The sequence below is a fragment of the Vibrio diabolicus genome, assembly GCF_011801455.1.
In the GTDB taxonomy this organism is placed as follows: domain Bacteria; phylum Pseudomonadota; class Gammaproteobacteria; order Enterobacterales; family Vibrionaceae; genus Vibrio; species Vibrio diabolicus.
Window position 1 is genome coordinate 398212 of the sequence record NZ_CP042452.1, and the last position, 19752, is coordinate 417963.

At 45.0% G+C, this 19752-nt stretch carries 16 protein-coding genes; 10 read left to right on the top strand and 6 right to left on the bottom strand.

The window, feature by feature from the left end:
- Positions 1 to 164 precede the first annotated feature (164 nt).
- Positions 165 to 3044, top strand: coding sequence for an MGH1-like glycoside hydrolase domain-containing protein (locus FR741_RS17245; RefSeq protein ID WP_167427294.1), 2880 nt, complete (start codon positions 165 to 167; stop codon positions 3042 to 3044).
- 105 nt (positions 3045 to 3149) lie between these two features.
- Here FR741_RS17245 and FR741_RS17250 read toward each other — a convergent pair whose 3' ends face one another.
- Positions 3150 to 4718, bottom strand: coding sequence for a DEAD/DEAH box helicase (locus FR741_RS17250; protein ID WP_085343252.1), 1569 nt, complete (start codon positions 4716 to 4718; stop codon positions 3150 to 3152).
- 716 nt (positions 4719 to 5434) lie between these two features.
- Between FR741_RS17250 and FR741_RS17255 the strand changes: the two genes are divergently transcribed.
- Genes FR741_RS17255 through FR741_RS17265 form a run of 3 tightly spaced genes read left to right on the top strand, consistent with a single transcriptional unit; the run spans position 5435 to position 9132 of the window.
- On the top strand, positions 5435 to 6790 hold the full coding sequence (locus tag FR741_RS17255) for a TackOD1 domain-containing metal-binding protein (protein WP_167427295.1): 1356 nt from the start codon (positions 5435 to 5437) through the stop codon (positions 6788 to 6790).
- Entirely contained in the window at positions 6777 to 8093 is a 1317-nt protein-coding gene (locus FR741_RS17260) for a glycosyltransferase family 2 protein (protein ID WP_167427296.1), read from the top strand. Before FR741_RS17255 ends, FR741_RS17260 begins: the two co-directional genes overlap by 14 nt.
- Position 8094: 1 nt before the next feature.
- Positions 8095 to 9132: an HlyD family secretion protein gene (locus FR741_RS17265; RefSeq protein ID WP_167427297.1), complete on the top strand. Its 1038-nt coding sequence runs from the start codon at positions 8095 to 8097 to the stop codon at positions 9130 to 9132.
- 61 nt (positions 9133 to 9193) lie between these two features.
- Here FR741_RS17265 and FR741_RS17270 read toward each other — a convergent pair whose 3' ends face one another.
- Positions 9194 to 9904, bottom strand: coding sequence for a lipoate--protein ligase family protein (locus FR741_RS17270; RefSeq protein ID WP_167427298.1), 711 nt, complete (start codon positions 9902 to 9904; stop codon positions 9194 to 9196).
- A 195-nt stretch (positions 9905 to 10099) separates the two neighbouring features.
- On the opposite strand from FR741_RS17270, the gene FR741_RS17275 reads away from it, so the two are divergent.
- Positions 10100 to 10429, top strand: coding sequence for a DUF4156 domain-containing protein (locus FR741_RS17275; RefSeq protein WP_005392758.1), 330 nt, complete (start codon positions 10100 to 10102; stop codon positions 10427 to 10429).
- Positions 10430 to 10532: 103 nt separating this feature from the next.
- On the opposite strand, the gene FR741_RS17280 is transcribed toward FR741_RS17275, so the two are convergent.
- Both FR741_RS17280 and FR741_RS17285 read right to left on the bottom strand, forming a co-directional pair.
- Complete coding sequence (locus FR741_RS17280; RefSeq protein WP_167427299.1) at positions 10533 to 11561, bottom strand: hypothetical protein; 1029 nt, start codon at positions 11559 to 11561, stop codon at positions 10533 to 10535.
- A gap of 412 nt (positions 11562 to 11973) precedes the next feature.
- Positions 11974 to 13122 (bottom strand): aminotransferase-like domain-containing protein, encoded by a 1149-nt coding sequence (locus FR741_RS17285; protein WP_167427300.1) that lies wholly within the window; start codon positions 13120 to 13122, stop codon positions 11974 to 11976.
- Positions 13123 to 13247: 125 nt separating this feature from the next.
- Here FR741_RS17285 and FR741_RS17290 point away from each other — a divergent pair, with 125 nt between their 5' ends.
- The gene (locus tag FR741_RS17290) at positions 13248 to 14117 is read left to right on the top strand and encodes an AraC family transcriptional regulator (RefSeq protein ID WP_167427301.1); all 870 of its coding nucleotides are present in this window, start codon (positions 13248 to 13250) and stop codon (positions 14115 to 14117) included.
- Positions 14118 to 14231: 114 nt separating this feature from the next.
- Here FR741_RS17290 and FR741_RS17295 read toward each other — a convergent pair whose 3' ends face one another.
- The gene (locus FR741_RS17295) at positions 14232 to 15269 is read right to left on the bottom strand and encodes a DUF4382 domain-containing protein (RefSeq protein ID WP_046875835.1); all 1038 of its coding nucleotides are present in this window, start codon (positions 15267 to 15269) and stop codon (positions 14232 to 14234) included.
- Positions 15270 to 15501: 232 nt separating this feature from the next.
- Between FR741_RS17295 and FR741_RS17300 the strand changes: the two genes are divergently transcribed.
- On the top strand, positions 15502 to 15741 hold the full coding sequence (locus tag FR741_RS17300; RefSeq protein WP_005392770.1) for a YdcH family protein: 240 nt from the start codon (positions 15502 to 15504) through the stop codon (positions 15739 to 15741).
- 73 nt (positions 15742 to 15814) lie between these two features.
- Here the strand turns inward: FR741_RS17300 and FR741_RS17305 are convergent, their stop codons facing one another.
- A complete protein-coding gene (locus tag FR741_RS17305; protein ID WP_167427302.1) occupies positions 15815 to 16486 on the bottom strand; it encodes a cupin domain-containing protein in 672 nt (223 codons plus the stop codon).
- A gap of 207 nt (positions 16487 to 16693) precedes the next feature.
- On the opposite strand from FR741_RS17305, the gene FR741_RS17310 reads away from it, so the two are divergent.
- From FR741_RS17310 to FR741_RS17320, 3 genes are read left to right on the top strand one after another with little or no spacing between them, the layout of a single operon-like run.
- Positions 16694 to 17836 (top strand): hypothetical protein, encoded by a 1143-nt coding sequence (locus tag FR741_RS17310; RefSeq protein ID WP_167427303.1) that lies wholly within the window; start codon positions 16694 to 16696, stop codon positions 17834 to 17836.
- A complete protein-coding gene (locus FR741_RS17315; RefSeq protein WP_114323398.1) occupies positions 17826 to 18752 on the top strand; it encodes a metal ABC transporter solute-binding protein, Zn/Mn family in 927 nt (308 codons plus the stop codon). The genes FR741_RS17310 and FR741_RS17315 overlap by 11 nt, the downstream gene beginning before the upstream one ends.
- Before the next feature lie 3 nt (positions 18753 to 18755).
- Positions 18756 to 19550 (top strand): metal ABC transporter permease, encoded by a 795-nt coding sequence (locus tag FR741_RS17320; RefSeq protein ID WP_167427304.1) that lies wholly within the window; start codon positions 18756 to 18758, stop codon positions 19548 to 19550.
- Positions 19551 to 19752: the final 202 nt, after the last annotated feature.

A 19752-nucleotide genomic window follows, 5' to 3' on the forward strand; every position in this document is an offset into this window, starting at 1 on the left:
AATCTGTAATCTCATTTGATTGAAATTATGCACATTTCATAGATCTACATCACTGTTGGGGTTTGACGTATAGATGTTATCTATAGCTCGCTCCTGACTTCCTATTTTCCCCTCAAAAGGGTGTTCTTTAGACTGTCGCTAAAACAACAATCTAAGGGATGAACATGAAACCGAGTTTTATTGCGCTTGCTGTCGCGTCTTGTATTGGTCTTGCTGGGTGTGGGTCAGATTCCTCTGATGCGCCTGTGCAGGTCGACAAACCAATTATTTCAGCCGACTTATATTTACGTGGTTTAAATGGGGATTGGGGCACGGCAGAGCATGCCAAGCTAAACTATTTGGGTAATAACGAGTACGAAACCGTACTGCGCGTCGCTCGAGGTAGCAATCAGTTCAAGATTGCTGATCCGGGTTGGCAGATCCAATACACCTATTTTGAGGAGCCCGCGGCGTTCGATAAAGCTCAGGAGTACCTGCCAAAACCAGACACAAATGAAGCGTGTATGAACGATGATTGCAACTCTGAGATCACGTTTGAAGACAAAGGGTATTACAAGTTTTCTGTGAGCTTTGCCGATGAAAGTCGCGCGACAATGACTGTGACAAAAGCAACGCAAGAAGAAGCGGAAAAATACTACTCTGATGCGATTCTCGACCCTGCAATGGTGCATGAAGGGCATCAGAGTAAAGAAGTGAAACTGTTCGCCAATTACGATGACTCGAGTGATACCGTGATTTTCTCGGTGAAAGACCCAAAAGCCAAGCAGCGTGAATTTGGTATTTCAACGACGACAGAATTGCGTGATGCGCTCGACCAAGGCTTAGTGATTAATGAACAAACAGGGCCGCGAGTGGTGTCGGGTGATGTCGCGTTTGACGCGTTGTTTGCGTTGACGATGAAAGAGCTAGACCAGCTTGCTGTTTCTGAAATCAAAGATGGCAATTACAACTACAACAACCCAATCAAAGCGGAAGTTTTTGAGACGGGCGCGAAATGGCATTACGTGTGGACGCGTGATTTGGCGTACGCAGCAGACCTTTCGCTTGCTTTGATGAATCCAACTCGCGTGCAAAATGGTCTTAACTTTAAATTGTCTGGTTTCCGCGACACGACTGATCAGCAATATGATGGCGAGCAGATTGTGCAAGACACGGGCACTGGCGGCAGCTGGCCAATCAGTACCGACCGCACGACTTGGGCGCTTGGTGCAGAACGCTTACTTTCGGCATTGGATGGAGAAGAGTACAACCAGTTTGCTGAGCGCGCATATAAAGCCATCAGTAATACACTTGAAGCCGATCGCCTGGCGGCTTTTGATGCGAAATCTGGTTTATACACTGGTGAGCAATCATTCCTCGATTGGCGTGAGCAAACGTATTCAACGTGGACGCCAAACGATGTCAATGCGATTGGTAGCAGCAAAGCGTTATCGACAAACGTGGTTCACTACCGCGCGATTCAGCTCGCGGCTAAGTTGGCAGAGAAGTACGATTCAACCAACGCGGTCAAATACACCGATTGGGCTGAGCAGTTAAAAACCGCTATCAACGAGCAGTTTTGGAATGCCGAACGCGGTATGTACGTAAGCTATTTGTTTGATAATGGCAAAGACATCGCGGTCGACAAATACGACATGTTGGGCGAAGCACTTGCGATCATCAGTGGCGTGGCAAGTGATGCGCAGGCGAAACAAATCATGGCCAATTACCCACACAGTGAGTTTGGCGTGCCGGTTTATTTCCCTCAACAACCGGATGTGCCTGTGTACCATAACCGCGCAATTTGGCCATTTGTTACCGCGTACAGCTTGCGCGCCGCGCATCAAACACAAAACGTGGCTGCGGCGAACAATGCCATTCAATCGTTGGTTCGTGGTACAGCGACCAATTTATCCAACATGGAAAACTTAGAGTGGCTTTCTGGTAAGTCATTCATCATCCATAGTGATCATGGCGAAGATCCGAGCTTGGATGGCCCAGTGATTAACTCTCAGCGTCAGCTTTGGTCTGTGGGTGGCTACTTGAACATGGTGGTAGAGACCCTATTTGGCATCCATACCGAAACAGGTAAGTTGGAAGTGAAGCCATTTATCACAAGTTGGGTGCGCAATAACTTGTTGGCTAAGTCTGAACAAATCACGTTGGAAAACTTTGCCTTCAAAGGAAAGAACTACTCGGTAACGATTGACTTGCCTGAAGTAAGCAAAGATGAAACAGGCTACTACCCAGTTGAAAATGTCACGATGGACGAAGAGGGGCATTTCCACGTGACACTGGGCGCGCTTGTGAATGTAGATAGCAGCATTACTTTAGTTTCTGGTGTGAAACCGTATGTGAGTGAAGACAGCCGCGTTTATTCTCCGCAAGAGCCAAAACTGGTAGTAAAAAGCGTTGATAATTCGGTTTCGATTGACGTGACGAGCAAGTACAACGTGAACTTGTATCGCAATGGCGAGCTGATTCAAAAGAACGTGATTGCTCAATCTTATTCCGATACGCCAACAGGTTTTGCTTGTTATTTGGCTGAAAGCATTAACGATAAAGGCTTCCGTTCTAACCCAAGCCAACCAGTTTGTGTCGGTGAAGAGAGCCGCATCAAACTTGCTGGCGAATATCAGCCACTCAAAGACAATGTCTCAGTGGTTACGGTGAGCAAAGACAGCGGCATCGTAAAAGGTGTAGAGTCGTTTACAGCTCCTGTAACGGGCACTTACCAGTTCGATGCTTGGTACAACAATAACCTAGGACAACTTAATACCGGTATCACGAACACCGTGAAACTGTTAGAGGTATTGGATGATGCAGGTAAAGTGGTTGGTCAAGGTTACTTGCAGATGGGCCATATTGGTGAAAACCAAGGTATGCGTTACTCAACGCCAATTGAAGTGACGTTGGAGCAGGGGAAAACCTATCAGATCGCGCTGAAGGACCACTTCAATATGAGTTACCTCACATCGAATGAAACCTACATCTACGCTGGTGGTATTGAGGGTGAAAAGAACGAAGCGCAAATCGCAGATATTCGAATCACACCTTTAATGTAGGCTGTTTTAACAAAGCTTTGTTCTAAAAATTGTGTTCTAAGAAAGACAAAGCCGCTGAGATTATCAGCGGCTTTGTTGTATTTGCTATCAGTGGCCGTTTACAGATTAGTTTGCAGCCTGCGGACGAGGTTTACGGCGCTGACCTGATGGTTTGTTTCCTGCAGGCTTAGCATTGTTTGGCTTGCGGTTACCAGACGGTTTACCAGCGTTGCCACTCTTATTACCGTTTGGTTTATTTCCATTCGGTTTATTGCCATTTGGCTTGTTGCCGTTAGGTTTACGGTCATCTGGTTTACTGTTTGCACGACCTTGGCCTTCACGGTTGCCTTTAGGCTTGCCCTCACCGCCTTGGTTGGTGCTGTTTTTGTTGCCGTTGTTACCACTGTTGAAGCGACGTTTAGGTTTGTTTGCACCATTGCCTGCTTTCTTTTCGGTTGCTGGAGCGTTTTCACCCGCAGCATTTGGCGCTTTTGGTTTCTTCGGCTTCTTAGGTTTTTTCGGTTTGATTGGACGAGTATCCAGTTTAGATTCTGGTACCACATTGGTTGGCGCAAAACCTTCCAACTCTTTACGTGGTAGCACTTCTTGAATCAAACGTTCAATCGCAAACAACTCAGATGCTTCTAGCGCACATACAAGTGAAATCGCTTTACCTACTTCGCCCGCGCGGCCAGTACGACCAATACGGTGAACGTAGTCTTCTGCCACTTTAGGTAGCTCAAAGTTCACCACTTGTGGTAATTGAGGAATATCGATACCGCGCGCAGCAATATCCGTCGCGACCAATACACGAATTTCACCCGATTTAAAATCCGCCAGTGCTTTGGTACGCGCGCCTTGGCTCTTGTTGCCGTGGATGGCAGCAGCCGGTAGGTTTTGTTCGATAAGGAACTTCGCCAGACGGTTTGCGCCGTGTTTCGTTTTCGTAAACACCAGCACTTGCTTCCAATCACCGTCTTTGATCAATTTAACCAACATCGGTGCTTTCTTCTTCACGTCTGCTGGGTAGATGCTTTGCTCAACCGTTCTCGCCGTCGAGTTTGCCGGGTTTACGGAAATCTCAACCGGGTTGTTCACCAAGCCTTTCGCAAGGTCGCGGATTTCATCCGAGAAAGTTGCAGAGAAAAGTAGGTTCTGACGCTGTTTTGGTAGCAGAGCTAGGATCTTACGAATGTCACGGATAAAGCCCATATCCAGCATGCGGTCTGCTTCGTCCAGTACTAGCACTTCCAGTTGGTCGAACTTCACTGCATTTTGGTTGTACAAATCCATCAGGCGGCCTGGTGTCGCGACCAACACATCCGCACCTTTGCGAAGACGCTGCATTTGCGGGTTGATCTTCACACCACCAAAAACAACCGCACTGCTTAGTGGAAGATGACGGCCGTACATAAATACGTTTTCTTGTACCTGAGCTGCAAGCTCACGTGTTGGCGTTAGGATCAGTGCACGAACTTGGTTAGCACGAACGCGAGGGCCGTTCGATAAACGCTCAAGAATCGGTAGCGTAAAGCCTGCAGTTTTACCTGTACCAGTCTGCGCTGCTGCCATTACGTCTTTCCCTTCCAAAATAGCAGGAATTGCTTTTGCCTGAATTGGCGAAGGGGTGTCGTAGCCTTTTTCTTGAATAGCTTTAAGGATTGGAGCAGATAGACCTAAAGAGGTAAAACCCATATGTATGATTCTCAATTGTAGAGTTAGATAACAACGCGCCGAAACAAATCGGTACGAAAAGTGCGACATTCTGAGGCTTTTACGCGCTGGCTTCAACTAATTCTGTTATGGATAAATATTTGAACTGGATCTCATTTCTTTTTTGAACAAAAAAGAGCATAGAAAAGTGACGTAGATTCATTCTGTAGTTTTAATGTGTTACGTGTTCTTTCGGAAAAAACAGCGAGACAAATGGTGATTATTAATCACTCAAACGGCTTAAAAATACTTGTTTGATAAATAATCAGAATGATTGAATGTTATTCAGTGTTTTGCCACTCAATTTTAATGGAAATTAGTTAGTAAAGTATTACCAAGTCTCAGATTTGACACATGACGGTATGGTTAAATGCTGAGCAGAAAGGAATCGACTGATATAAAACAATGAGCTTGATGTGAATGCAAGGATCTCATTCAGCATCAAATCGCACTATTATCCCAGCTTGCTAACAAAAGGTTGTACTATGCGCTTTGCTATCCGATTTCTCTACTCACGGCCTCCTTCACACTTTATTCAGAGATCTTTCTGCTTTTACTGCCTGAGTTAAAGCTCTCTAAATATTTGTTCTATTGTTGTATTTAACGGTGGCAAGGCTTGTCTACCTAGAGTGCTTTGTTACTGCAGTTCTATATTTCTGATGTTATGAATTAATTTTGTGGTTGTGAGAACTAATAAAATGTCGTCAATAAATAACAATTTCTACTGGGTTGGTGAACAGCCTGTCAGTGAGTTAGCTGAAGATATGGTTTTGGTTAATCATATTGATGAGGTGGCAACGGGACTCGGTGGCATGGTGTGTATTGCTTATCAAGATCCACACCAAATAGATACTGCTCTGAAAGCGTTTTATCAGGAGAAAGGGCGTTGGTCTTGGGCGGTTTATGTCTCCGTGGAAACCCCTTATTCTCGATGCGTTACCGACGGTGTATTTGAAGTTAGAGAATCAATAAAAATTTGGCGATCTATTCAAAATAAGCTCGATGCCATTGATGAACCGGAAGTGTTAGACCCTTTGATTGGTTGGCTTGGGGTCAATCGTCAGCGAAGAGTGACTGCTTTAAAAAGTTTAGAGTCTATGTCGGTTTATTCGTACCCAATCATCGATATGTTGTTTCCTGATATTTATTCGACTTATCGATACGTGCTCTCAGAGCAAGGTCGCGGAGTATTAGAAGCGGAAGTACTGATCGATAGAATTCGTGTTTGTTCTCATTGCAACAGCGGACACTTGAATTATGTAGAGGTGTGCCCGGATTGCAGCAGCATCGATATCGATTCTCAAAGCTCTTTGCACTGTTTCACTTGTGGCCATGTTGGTGAACAACACAGCTTTCAGCGCCGTGGAAAGCTTGAGTGCCCTAAATGTTTGACCCAGCTGCGCCATATCGGCGTTGATTATGATCGCCCGCTTGAAAACCACGTTTGTAATAGTTGCTCCAGTTTATTTGTTGAAGCTGCGACGATCAGTCAATGTTTAAGTTGTGGCTCAAAGATCAAAGTCGAAGAGCTTGTTGTCCGGAAAATTTACCAATATCGACTTGGTGAAGTGGGTGAATACATTTTCCAACACGGCAAGTCCATTCAAGCTCCTGAGCTCTCGATCAAAGGCAAAGTGGAAGTCAGCTTTTTCCAAAATTTGCTTGCATGGTTAAATAAAGTCGCGCTGAGACACAAAGAACAGCACCTTCTACTTGGACTGCATTTACCGACGATCGATGAATACGGTAAGCAATATGGCGATGCAAAATTATTCTCATTGATGGATCAACTGACGCGTCGTCTTAGCGGCTTGTTTAGAGATACCGATATCTGTTGTCAGTACAAACAGGATGTTTTGCTTGTCCTAATGCCAAATACGACCAACGCGAGCCTGTCCATTTTACAGCAAAAATTATCGGATCTGGGTGAACTTGTTGAAGACGAAGAGTTTGAGTTGGATGTCTTTGCTTGGGACCTGCCCGATCCGATCATTGAAGACGGTGTTTCTGTTTGGATGGAGTCGCTGATGGGTGAGATTTATGCTGCAAGATAGTCTCGTTCTGCTCGACTATCTTCGAGGCATGCTACTTCATAATGAAGAGTTATGGCTATTACTGTTTCCCGTCATGATCATTATCGAGCTACCTCTATATTTGCTGGTGCTAACAGGGATATTTCGTTGGTCATATGCGCAAGAAGACCGAGAATTAAAGCGGTTTCCTTCAGTGAGTTTCGTTATTACTTGTTATGGTGAAGGTGATGCGATTGGGATCACTATCGATACGTTAGTTGAGCAAGTTTACCCAGGTCATATTGAAGTACTTGCTGTGGTTGATGGGGCGGTACAAAACCAAGATACCTATCATGCCGCGTTAAATGGTGAGAAAAGGCATGCAGGCGTTCGTAATCGTAAAGTACGCGTGTTGCCAAAATGGCAACGAGGAGGCCGGGTTTCAACACTGAATGCCGGCTTATCAATGGCTAGCGGTGAAATCGTCATTAACGTGGATGGAGATACGTCTTTCGATAACGACATGGTCTTCACCATGATGAAACAGTTTGCGGATAAAAATGTGATTGCGAGCGGTGGTGCGTTAAGAGTTCGCAACCACAACGCCAACTTGTTGACCAAAATGCAATCCTTGGAGTACATGCTGTCGATGCAAGCCGGTAAAACGGGGATGGCGACATGGGGAGTGCTCAATAACATTTCTGGCGCCTTCGGAGCGTTTCGGAAGAACTTGCTTAAGCAAGTGGGGGGCTGGGATACGCATACCGCAGAAGATCTCGACTTAACCATGCGGTTGAAGCAATACAAACGTCGTTACCCTGATAATAAATTGGCCTTTTCGACGCACTCCATCGGCCATACTGATGTGCCAGATACGTTGAAAGGTTTGGTATTGCAGCGGCTGCGTTGGGATGGCGATTTATTGTTTTTGTTTTTGCGTAAACACAATGAAGGGTTGTCTCCACGGTTACTTGGTTGGGGAAACTTCTTATTCACTTTGGCTTATGGCGTGATTCAAAACGTTTTATTGCCGCTGCTTGTGGTGATATTTAGCGTGTACATGGTGATTGTCTATCCACTTAAATTTGTATTGGCGTTGATGCTAATGCTCTATTTTGTCTACCTCTTCTTATCTGCTCTGATTTTTGTTGTCTACATTGGGCTTGTATCAGAGAGAAAAAAAGAGGATTTGAAGTCAGCGAAATGGTTATTTCTTTACCCTGTCTACCAGTTTTTCATGCGTTTGATTACCGCTTTCTCAATGGTTAATGAAGTTGTGAGGAGAAGTCATGAAGAGTCGAGTATGGCACCTTGGTGGGTATTGAAGCGAGGTAAAAAGTTTTAGTATGAAAGTTAACTTTCACTTAGATAAGAAAAACAAACCGCAGTCTGAGAACGGGATGAAAGTCGTCTACGGACAGGCAAAGCGTGGCGGTTATCGTCTCCGTTGGTACTTGATTTTAGCGATTGTAATCAGTCCGCTTTTGTTTATGGCTTATTACTTGTTTAGAACGCAAGTGTTAGTGACGGCGCCTGCCATTATCACGTCACATCCACTTACGGTGACGGCAACTCGCTCTGCCATTGTTGGGCCAGTGCCTGTGAATGTCGGTACGGAAGTGAGTCAGGATCAAGCGCTGCTGTTGTTAAAAGATAATGCGTTGAATAAAGAGATTGATTTCATTAAAGATGAGCTGGTGAAACTGTCTAAAAATCAGGTGCAAAGTACTGATGAGCTATACAAAAGTGCTATTGAAAGCTCAGCCGAAGGCTTGAAGAAGGTCCGTGATATTCAGAAAAAATACGACCTTTACAGAAAGAAAGGGCAAGTGTCTGAGGTGGATTACGCGGCTATTGTGAGTGTGAATAACTCACTGAGCAATCAGTTAAGCAGTCAGAAAATTGCTTATGTGGATGCGATGCGTAACTTGGAAGAGTTAGAGTTGGCTGGTCCAGTGACACAAGAGTATCGTTCTTTAATGCGTGAGCTGGTAGTAAAGCGTGCTCAACAAGAAGATCTCACCTTCCGTTCTCCTATGAACGGTCGTGTACTCGATATTCATGTGCATGAGGGGCAAAATGTATCGGAAAATACGCCATTGCTCACGATTGCTCGCAACGTGACACCTGAAATTACGGCTTTTCTAAATCCTAAATACCTCGAATACAGCAATATGGAAACCAAAGCAAAAGTCGTATTTCCTGATGGTCGAAAGTTTAATGCGACGGTATCGAAGCCGGTTGAGGTTGTGAACAAATTGCCTTCGGAACTTCAAAGCCCATTTGAAGGGCAGCCGGCCTATTTAAAAGTCACACTGAGCTTTGATGAGCCGTTGGAAAAAAGTCGATGGATTGAAGGGGTCGAAGTGGAAGTTCGCTTTTAAGGTTGGTTGATTGAGTAGGAAAGGAGCGAAAAGCTCCTTTTCTTTGGTTGCTAACGCGCCTTTAGTCGCCTTTAGCATGCATTAAAAACGCGCTAGTCAGTTGCTGAAAGAGTGAATCTATCGAGGGGCGGTCGGATATATGATTGAAGAGCGGTGTGTGGACATCACCACGAATATCATCGCTGTGACCGTAAAGTTGATTACACAATTTTACCGGTGCGACAATCTTTTCAACGTCTGCATCAATCAGAATGCATGCTTGTGATAACACCACTTGTCCGCCGCCTTTTTTCAGTAAAACGCGCTGCGCGGTTCCCACAACTTTTTGACCACCAATATTAAGATTATACTCGCCATCACAGTAGGAATAAGGCGTAGCATGGACATCTACTTTCACGCCCTGCTGCTCAAAGAAAACTGTCAAAATCGCACACAAATCTAGATACGCTTTCTTGATGTCGTAAGGCTCACCGTCTGGCCAGTGATAGATGTGGGATAGATTAATAATACCCGGTACTTGAGGGACGGGGGCACCACCAGTTTTACGGGAAAAGAGTTTCCAGCCAGACGCATTTAACGCATGTTCTAACTCGTTAGAAATAGGCCACTTTTTACCTGCGGGAAGCACGAGCGTCGGGCTTTTTACTTGCCAAAGTAATAGCACTTGCGAGAGTTGGTTGGACTGAACTTGTTTAATGAGCTCATCTTCTTTTTCAAATGCATCAGCGACTTCCGTAGCCGTATAGCGAATTAGCTTATTTTTAGAAACCAAGCTCTATCCCTCATCCGTATATTATCGCTACTGTTTTATCTTAGATACCATGTAATTACTAGCGGTATACGCTGCCTTTAGAGTTTTCTGCGCTTCCATTATTTCTATTTAAAGGGGCGATAGAAATATTTTGTTGGTCATCACATAAGCAATTCATAAAATCCGCCATCTAAATAATTTTTAGGCGATATGACTATGAAAAAGCGAGTGATGTGTCTTGCGTTAGCGGCATCATTGACGGGATGTGTGACGTTCCCGACCCAAGAATCTGAGCAAGTCCAAGTGCTTTGGGACAACGTGAATGCGATTGAAAACTGCGAGCTAATGGGAACGGTAATTGGCTCGGAAGGGCACTTTTATGATTATTGGCTGCACGCAGATAAAGACATGGTTTGGGGTACGTTAAACCAAATGCGCATCAAAGCGGCAGATTTGGGCGCAGATACATTGTATTTATATGAGCCGTTGGACTTCTCCACATCGGTTACTATGTTTGCCAATGCTTATAAGTGCAAACAGCCATAATTTTACTTTTCCGAAAGCAAAGACAGGCGAAATGTGCCTGTCTTTGAGCTTGCTGCCAAACAACAAGTTTACGTCTGTGCGCGTTATGATGAGCGCTTTTCAGTTAATTTACGTTCGCTGTAGCCACAGCCGTCGTGTCAGAAAATGACAGCGTGAAGTCCTGTTCGGTATTTAATACTTTGGCCGGGAACTCCAAGCTTAACTGTGTGTGTGGTGCGACTTCTGAAGCGATACTGGTGACGAATTTTCGGGTTTCACCCGGAGAGATTGACAAGTTGTTTCCCCCTCGTGATGAGAGCTCTGCGATCCCCATGGTTTCAAGCGTGTTACCCGCAGTATCTGCTAAGTTCAACAAAGACTCCGATTTATACACTAGCTCTCCGCTTTCGGTGCGATAGGCATTAAACGTGTTGAAGTTTGGCTGTAATGAACCTTGTGAACCGACGTTAGTGACGGAAAACGTCACATTAGAGCCATCAAAATTCTCGACTTTCACCAACACGTTACCGTCTTGGTAACGAGCTGCTGCGGCAGCACTGGCTTGCTGTTTCTGTCTCTGTTGTTCTTTCTCGATGTTGCTTAACTGTTCCTGCTCGCTAGCAATTCTATTTTCTGCCATGGCGTAGGATTGATCCACCATTGCTAACAAAGCGGGGATTGAATACAACGTGAGACCTTCCAAATGGTCAAAGTCGATTTTGGCATGCTGAGTAAGTTCGTGGTTCGAGAACTGGCAGTAACCATCAATCAAGCTAACAAATGCGACTTCAAAAGTACCTTGTAATCGGCTCACTTCCTGTGCGGCTTTTTCTAAATCTGAGCGTACTTTTCTGATCTCTTCCAATGTCTTTTGTGGCAAACGTCCATTGGGTGACACGTCGTTGGAAACCGAGACCAGTGCTTCGGTCACAAATGGATTGTTTTCGGCTGGAATCACCGTGGTGATGCGGTTGGATTTAGTGATGTCTTCGCCCAGTAAAACCATCACTTTTTGCGATACGGCAGTTGTGTTGCCCGCTAAAACATCACTACAGTTTGGAGACGTATTCGCATACGCGGCGAATGCGGTAAAAAGTGAAAAGATAACGGACCAGCCAGTTGCGACGAGTCCTGTCGTGGTTCGAGTGTTCATCCTGATAACCCCTCTGTCATTTGGTGCGATTCACTGACGTAATTGCCAATCAAAAGATTGGCTCGCGACATTCAGAATGGTTCTGGTCAATCCTTCGTAGTGGGTATGCCCGCAGATGCTTTCTAGTCGTTTTCTCAATCGCTAAGCCACGACTGAGTAAAGTGTCTGAAATTGAGAACATTAATGCTGCGAAGTTGATGTCTTTTGTTTGAAAGATAGACGTAACTTTTCTAACCATCAAATACGTGATTAGGTTCTCATTTTTATATGAGTGAGAGGATCAAGAGAAAACAGGCACTTACTGTAGAGAGTTGATTTGAGAGAAAAATATAAATTTTTTTGGGGAACTTTTTTGATGCTGCCTTTGAGACTTTTTCGAATCTCAAAGGCAGATTCTAACGCATGCGCTTAATTACAAAGCGTTGAGTACATCCGCAAGTCGAGTGACAGCAGTCTTCAGTTCTTCTGGTGTGGCATTGGTAAAGTTAAGACGCAGAGCGGCTTTTACCTTTGAACCTTCCGGATAAAATACCGGGCTTGGCACTACAGCAACCCAGTTTGCGAGAAGGGTCTTCGCAAGTTCGAACGTGTCACATTCTGGAATTTCTACCCAGACAAACATACCACCATCGACAGGTTTGAGTACGCAACTTTCCGGCAGCTGTTTTTGCAGCTCAGTAAACATGACATCGTAACGCGATTTGTAAAGCGCACAGATGGTTGAAATGTGCGTTTCGAAGTTGTCATGTTGCAGTAGACCATGCAGCAAAGCTTGCATTGGAATACTAGAGTGCAGATCGGCACCTTGTTTGATTTTGATGAGTGGCTCAAGGTAACTGCGTTTGCCCGTTACCACACCAATACGCAAGCCTGGTGAGGCGATTTTGGAGAAAGAGCGCAACACGATGGAGTGCTGCGGGCAGAAATCCGAAACCAGCGGCAGTGCTTCACCAGAAAAACGCAGCTCGCGGTATGGCGCGTCTTCAATGAATGCCACGTCGTATTGGATACAAAGCTCGGCAACTTTTTGGCGAGTCTCTAGCGCCCAGCATACGCCCGTTGGGTTGTGAAAATCAGGTACGGCGTAGAACATTTTTGGTTGCTGCGTGGCAAAGCATTGCTCGAGTTCTTCAAGGTTTGGGCCACACTCGGTTTGCGAAACGGTCACGATGTTGGCTTGCACTAAACCGAATACTTGCATAGCACCAAGGTAGCTTGGTGCTTCCATCACCACTTTATCGCCCGGATTCACGTACGCACGCGCAATCAAATCTAGCCCTTGCTGAGAACCCGTTGTGATCATCGCCAAATGAGATTCTGGCAGCTGGTAATAATCGGTCAAAAAGTTAAGTAGCGGTGCGTAGCCTGCTGTTGCGCCATATTGAAACACCTCTGGCATGTTCGCGAGGTTTTCGAGCGTCGGTTTCATTAAGTCGATCGGGAAGGTTTTTTCGTCCGGTAAGCCACCCGCAAGAGAAATGACGTTCTTATCGCTCGCTGCTGCGAGGATCTCTCGAATATAGGATGACTTAGTTTGTTGTAATGACTGTGCGATTTCCATGTGCTGTGCTTCTCGTAATTGTCTTTTTTTATGTCAGAAATAGTATAGGTAAATTGCCAAGCTTAGTGTGTCCATTTATGCTGTTAAACGTGTCCATTTATGCTATTTAAGCAAAAGTTTACTCCGTGAGCCATCAACAAGTTTCCAGAATCAATGACGTGCTGTTTTACATTCATCAGGACATTAGCAGAGATTTATCAGCTAAAGAGCTAGCAGATGTAGCAGCCTATTCTGAGCAACACTTCCATCGTATTTTTAAAGACGTGGTAGGGGAGTCTATCCATCAATATATCCGCCGTACAAGAATGGAATACGCCGCCAATCAACTGATGTTTGATACCAGCTCGTCGGTGTTAGACATTGCTAACAAGTGCGGTTTTAGCTCGGTATCTTCTTTTAGCCGAGCGTTTAAAGCGACGTTCGCTATGTCACCTGGTGCGTGGCGAAAGCATGATTTACAAGTCGCAGAAAAACCGTATTTGAAGGATCCGGAAGTGGCTGCGGGTTATCATCGTGTTGCTAAACGCGAGTTGCCAGAACCTAAAATTATGGAGGTTCCACAACGCTTTGCGGCGTATGTTCGACATGAGGGCTATAACCGTTCCATTCGCAATGCGTGGCTGATTTTGAAGGCGTGGGCAAGTTCTGAGAATCGGGACTTTTCGGTTCAATATGGTTTGCATCACTCCAACCCTGCTTGGGTCGAACTCGACAAGTGTCGTTATGTGGCTTGTATGGCAATTGATACGCCGCTCAAAGTGCGCGGCGTCGTGAATCAAATGACGATTCCGGGTGGTTTGCATGCCGTCTTTCGCTTAACGGGCGTATATGGTGAGCTTCTTCCTCAACTCAGTATGGTACTAGAGAAGTGGTTGCCTAACTCTGGCTTTAAACAGCGTTCTACACCCGCTTATGTCCATTATCATAAAAATCACTTTCTCAGCCATGATGAGGCGTTTGAGCTGGATTTCTATCTACCCATTAGCTTCTTCTAAGGATGAAAACGAACGTATTATCTTGTGAGTCGATTTGTGGTGAGCAAAGAGCTGACCAAGAGCGCCATGAAGAAAAGGCAGAGCTTGTGCTGGCTCTGCCATTTCTAGGGGATCTTAAAAGTTTGCGTCTGTATTAGTACCAACGGATACGTTAAGTCCGCTAGTTGATTGATAAATGCTGAAAGTTTCGCCAGCGACAATACCTTCTTCAGAATCGTCATTTGCCGTACAGGTATAACCGACCGAGTAAGTACCAGGTTCTACAAAACCGAATTCGTACTCGTAATTTGCATCATCAACGTCTTGAACCACGTTCGCTGCTGCGATTGGCATTGCTTGGCCTTCTGCGCCGGCAAATGGCCCCATGTTTTCTTCAGCGATATTTCCTTGATATAAGTAGACCGCGTGCGCATATCCATTTGCGCTTGGGGTATCCGTTTCGCAGCTTTGATAGGTCAATGTTGCGACATCACCCTGAATCTCCCCCGTTGTAACCGTGTTAATTAAAGTTACGGAGGTGCGTTGAATGCTGTAGCCTTCGTTTTGGCCTGTTCCGTCTTTTAAGCCACGGCGCAGATCAAATTCAACTACGAACTCATTATTGTCAGGGTTGACTGCAAAGGTGTTGTTAAAGAACAGTACTCCAGAATCAGGATCCTTTCCGACACCTTGTGGGCAAGCCCCATCACCTTTGACGGTCAGTGGGATTTGATTTCCTGTCGCTTCGTCAATTACATACGATGGGTAGTTTGGATGATCGCCATCATTAGCAAACACGCAGAGTTTATAATTACCAGTTGGTATCAGTTCATCATCCACCAATTCTTGTGCGTCACTGCCTTGGAAGTTGAGTAAGTTAACACTTAGGGGGAGTGGATCTTCACCATCGGGAAGGGGGTTACCATCTTCGTCGACCAAATTGCCTTCTTCGTTTGTTTTATACACATCGAATACTTGTGGTGTGCCACCATCAAGAGGAAGAAATGCAACTTTGTTATATGTGATCACCACTTCTGATACGTCATCAATAGGGGCATCTGATACAGACAAAGTAACAGGAGTCATTGTACTGACAGAGTCACTGTCTGAATTACAGCCAATAAGTGCAACGGCTATTGATGCACTGATTAGGCCAATTTTCATGCTGTTCATTAGATGTACCTTTTTATGAGAAGTGTATTAAATGTAGCCGATTATTGGCAAAGTACAGAATAACAACGAGCGGAGTTACCGGGTCGAAAACAGCGACGAACCATCATTAAGAAGTTCAGTAAAAGTGTGCTCAAATCGACGATATTGTGCTCAATGAAGTGCTATGGTTAAGAATGTGTCGCTCAAAAAACGAGCGGAGATATACATCAATAACTCTAGCCAAGAGGTCTCTATGTTAGGTGAAAATCACTCATTAACTCATGAATTCCCAGAACATTTGGATACCATTACTCAGCTTGCCGAAAACGATGCATCATTTGCTGAAACCGTTAAAAACTACAATGCTTTAGATAAGGAAATCCGCGTACTAGAACTGCAAGGAAGCCCGATTGATGATCACGAAATGAACGTGTTAAAACATAATCGAGCTGAGCTCAAAGATTGGCTCCACTCGAGAATTATGGGCTCTTAGCGACGCAATGATCATCGGCTCGTAATCTACGAGCCGATTTTAGTTTCAAGGGACGATGCCAAGTATTCCAACATTAGGGTTGCTGAGCAGGAGCTTGGAGTGGCAGGTGGCCTGTTTTTACCCAAATGATCGTTTCTTGCTCTACAAAAGGAAAGTGCTCACTCATATGTGGACTGCGTATCCAAGAGTAGGGAGGATAGGTTCCTAGCTCGTCTTTAAACTCCCCCGATAACACAAAAATTTCTTCACCACCAAAGTGACGGTGTGGTTGAAACTTCTCGCCTTTCGGCCATTTAACCAATGCGACATGTTCATGCTGAAAATCATGCAATGGCATGACTTCCAGCCCACCAATGCCAGGTAACCAATTCGCTTCGTTCGTATTGATGCGAACTGCTTCAAGATCATCAGAATTGAATTGATTTAGTTTAACTAAAATCACACAGCCTTCTTTGCTATAGGGCGCATGTTGACTTCCAGGAGGGTTACGCAAGTAGGTTCCAGCAGGGTAGTCACCATGTTCGTCAGAGAACACTCCTTCGAGCACTAATATTTCTTCTCCGTGAGGATGAGGATGAGTCGAAAAGTGCGAGTTTGGCTCATACTTCACTACGCTGGTGGTGTGCCCTGATTCTTTGGCTTCTCTTTCCAAAGGTTTACGCCACACGCCTTTGGAAGGGCTGGCGATCCACTTCTGTTCACCCGTTTCTATCACAATTCTTTTCGAGAAATCCATATTCAACATACTGAAATTCCGTTACTTATCTAATGATTGACTCTCAATAGTATACGTATAAAAAACATCAATTGATTCACTTGTGGATAGTCAAAATCAGGGATTGAATACGAGCTAGCAGTCGGAACCGAGTTAAATTTCTGCTTGTGTAATGATAATTGTTATATTATAACATCACAAAATTAAATGTTATAACATAACAAAAGGAAAGAAGTAGTGAATAAGAAATTGTTTTCTCTCGCGATCGGTAGCATTTTTGCGTCCCCTGTTTTTGCCGATACATTATCGAACCCACAGATTGGTGTTGTTGTTGATGGCTACTACCAAGATGGTCAACGTCATAATTCCGATCGCGAAGAAGGTTTTGGTCTAGGCCATACGGAATTGAATTTATCATCAAATATTGACGACAAGTTTCACGGTGCGTTGACCGCTGTTCTTGAAAGTCATGGCGATGAGACAGAATTAGAGCTTGAAGAAGCATTCATCGAAACTTTGGCATTGCCATACGGTGTAAACGTGCGCGCGGGCCGATTCCTATCTGACTTCGGTTACCTCAACAATCAACATATGCACACTAACAGTTTCGTTGAACGCCCAATTGCTTACCGTACTTTCCTTGGTTCGCATTACTATGATGACGGTGTACGCGCAAACATCGTTCTGCCAACCGATCTTTACGTGAAGTTTGGTGTAGAAGCATTAAGCGGCAACAAGATATCTTCTGTTGAAGATGGCTCTAAAGTTGGTGTTTACACGACAACGATGAAGCTTGGTAATGATTTCTCTGAATCTTCAAGTTGGCAGTTTGGTTTAAGTTACCTGCGTAACGAAAATGGCAAAGTTAAAGAATTCGAAGATCACGACCATGGTCATGGTCACGAAGAAGAACATGACCACAGCCACGCTGCGGCTGTAACGGGTGCGAACCTATACGGCGCAGATTTTGTGTGGAAGTGGGCACCAGATGGTAACTACAAGTACAGCAACTTCACGCTATCTGCGGAATACATGTTGTTGGACGGTGTAGTAGACAGCAAATACAAGAACGATGCAGAGTCACCAGACAACCTAAGCGCATACTATGTTTCGGGCGTTTACCGCTTCAACCCAAGTTGGTCTGCGGGCCTACGTTACGGCGAAGCAGAAAGTTATGATGGCCACGCACACGGCGATCACATGCATTTCACAGCACTGAATGATAAAGAGATGGATGCGATGATCGCATGGGATTCTTCTCATTTCGGTACGATCCGTGCGCAATACACTCGCATTGATAACCAAGACAGCGAAACAGACAACGTGTTTACTCTGCAATACGTGATGACATTTGGAGCGCACGGTGCACATGCGTTCTAAACTTGCGATAAGTAAATGCAGTTTAGTGATGATGGCGGCGGGATCTGCCATCATCTCTTCGCCTGCTTTGGCTCTCAACATTTTCGTTTGTGAGCCTGAATGGAAAGCTTTTCTTGAAAGTCATGCCCCAAACGCCACCATTTACTCAGCAACCACGGCTAAGCAAGATCCGCATTATGTTCAAGCTCGTCCGTCTTTAATTGCCAAGATGCGCCAAGCTGACATGGCGATGTGCTCTGGCGCTGAGTTGGAGGTAGGTTGGTTGCCGATGCTTCAAAATCGAAGTGGCAATAGTGCCGTTCAAAATGGTGCTCAAAGCATGATTTATGCGACCGATTTCGTGCGTATGTTGGACTCTCATGATCATGTTGACCGCAGCATGGGGGATATCCATGCGCACGGAAACCCACATGTTCAATTTGCGGCAAATGACATGATTCCATTATCTCGCAAAGTAACGGAGCGCTTAAAAGCGATTGATCCCGACAACGCACAAAGTTACCAAGTGAATGGTATGAAGTTTCGCGCGCAGTGGCAAAAAAAGCTTAATGAATGGAATGAGAAAGGCGCGGCTTTAAAGGGTAAGCAAGTTGTCGGTTATCACGCGACGTATCGTTATTTGTACGATTGGCTCGGAATGAAGCAGATTGCCGATCTCGAACCTAAACCGGGCATTTCACCGACCACATCTCACCTGCAATCACTTACCAAGTTAGATGCCGACAGTTTTGATGCGATTGTTTACTCCTCTCATCAGGATCAGCGTCCAGCGAACTGGTTGCAGGAGCATACTGACAAACCTGTGATTCAACTGCCATTGACCGTTTCTGAGGGTGAAAGCTTGGATGAGATGTACGATCAGGTCATTGATGATTTACTGGATGTGTTAGTGCCACCCGTTCCAGTGAAGATCTAAGTCATGGCAGATTATGCATGGTTTTTACCTGCGGTTTTGTGTGGCTTAATTGCGTTAGTTGGCAACATCGTTCTGGGGCAACAAGTTCTTAATCGTCAGATCATCTTTATAGATTTGGCGGTGGCGCAAGTCGCGGCATTGGGGGCAGCACTAAGCCACTACTGGTTGAGCCAATACGCGCTGTTCTCAGGCTCATTCTTTGGTGAAATGATTGGCCCTTGGGTTATGTCTTTGATGCTTTGCGGTTTGATTGCCTTAATGGAGAAACGATACCAGCAACATTTAGAGCCCATGATTGGCAGCTTGTTTGTGGTGTCTGCATCGCTGGCGATCCTGCTGGTGAGCAAAGACCCACACGGCGGAGACTTTATTCAAGGCATTCTTAATGGGCAACTGTTATGGGCGACTTGGGCAGACGTTTGGCCTTTGGCACTCATTACCGCTGCGATGTTGCTATTGGTTTGGTTAAAACCTGCGTTTATGCGCGGTAGTGGTTTTTATCTGATCTTTGCTATCCTGATGCCCATTACGGTCAAGTTAACCGGCATTTATTTAGAATTTGCTTTGTTGGTGATTCCAGCTTTATGTGCGGCAGCATTGAAGGGAACTCGATTCTTTGTCGCCAGTATCAGCATCGGTATTGTTGGGATTTTATCGGGTATTGCCGCATCGGCTCGCTACGACTTACCAAGTGGTGCGAGTATTGTGATCACCCTGTTTATTACTGGCATGTTGTTTAATCTTTTGCTTCAACCTTTTCTGGTGAAAATAACAAAACCAGCTTTTGTAAGAGATTAAGAGACAAGTAATATTGGTCTGATGAAGTCGTATTTGAGTCATCAGATCAATACTTTTCTATCCAAGCCCTCCAATCGTGTAACTTTGCTCCTTCCAACACACTTTCTTAAGTTGATCTTGCCATAGTCATCAAGTTGCCTTGATTAGTTCATATCCGACTCCCAGACTGTTTCTATAGTTTTTATAAGATATAAAAGACCCT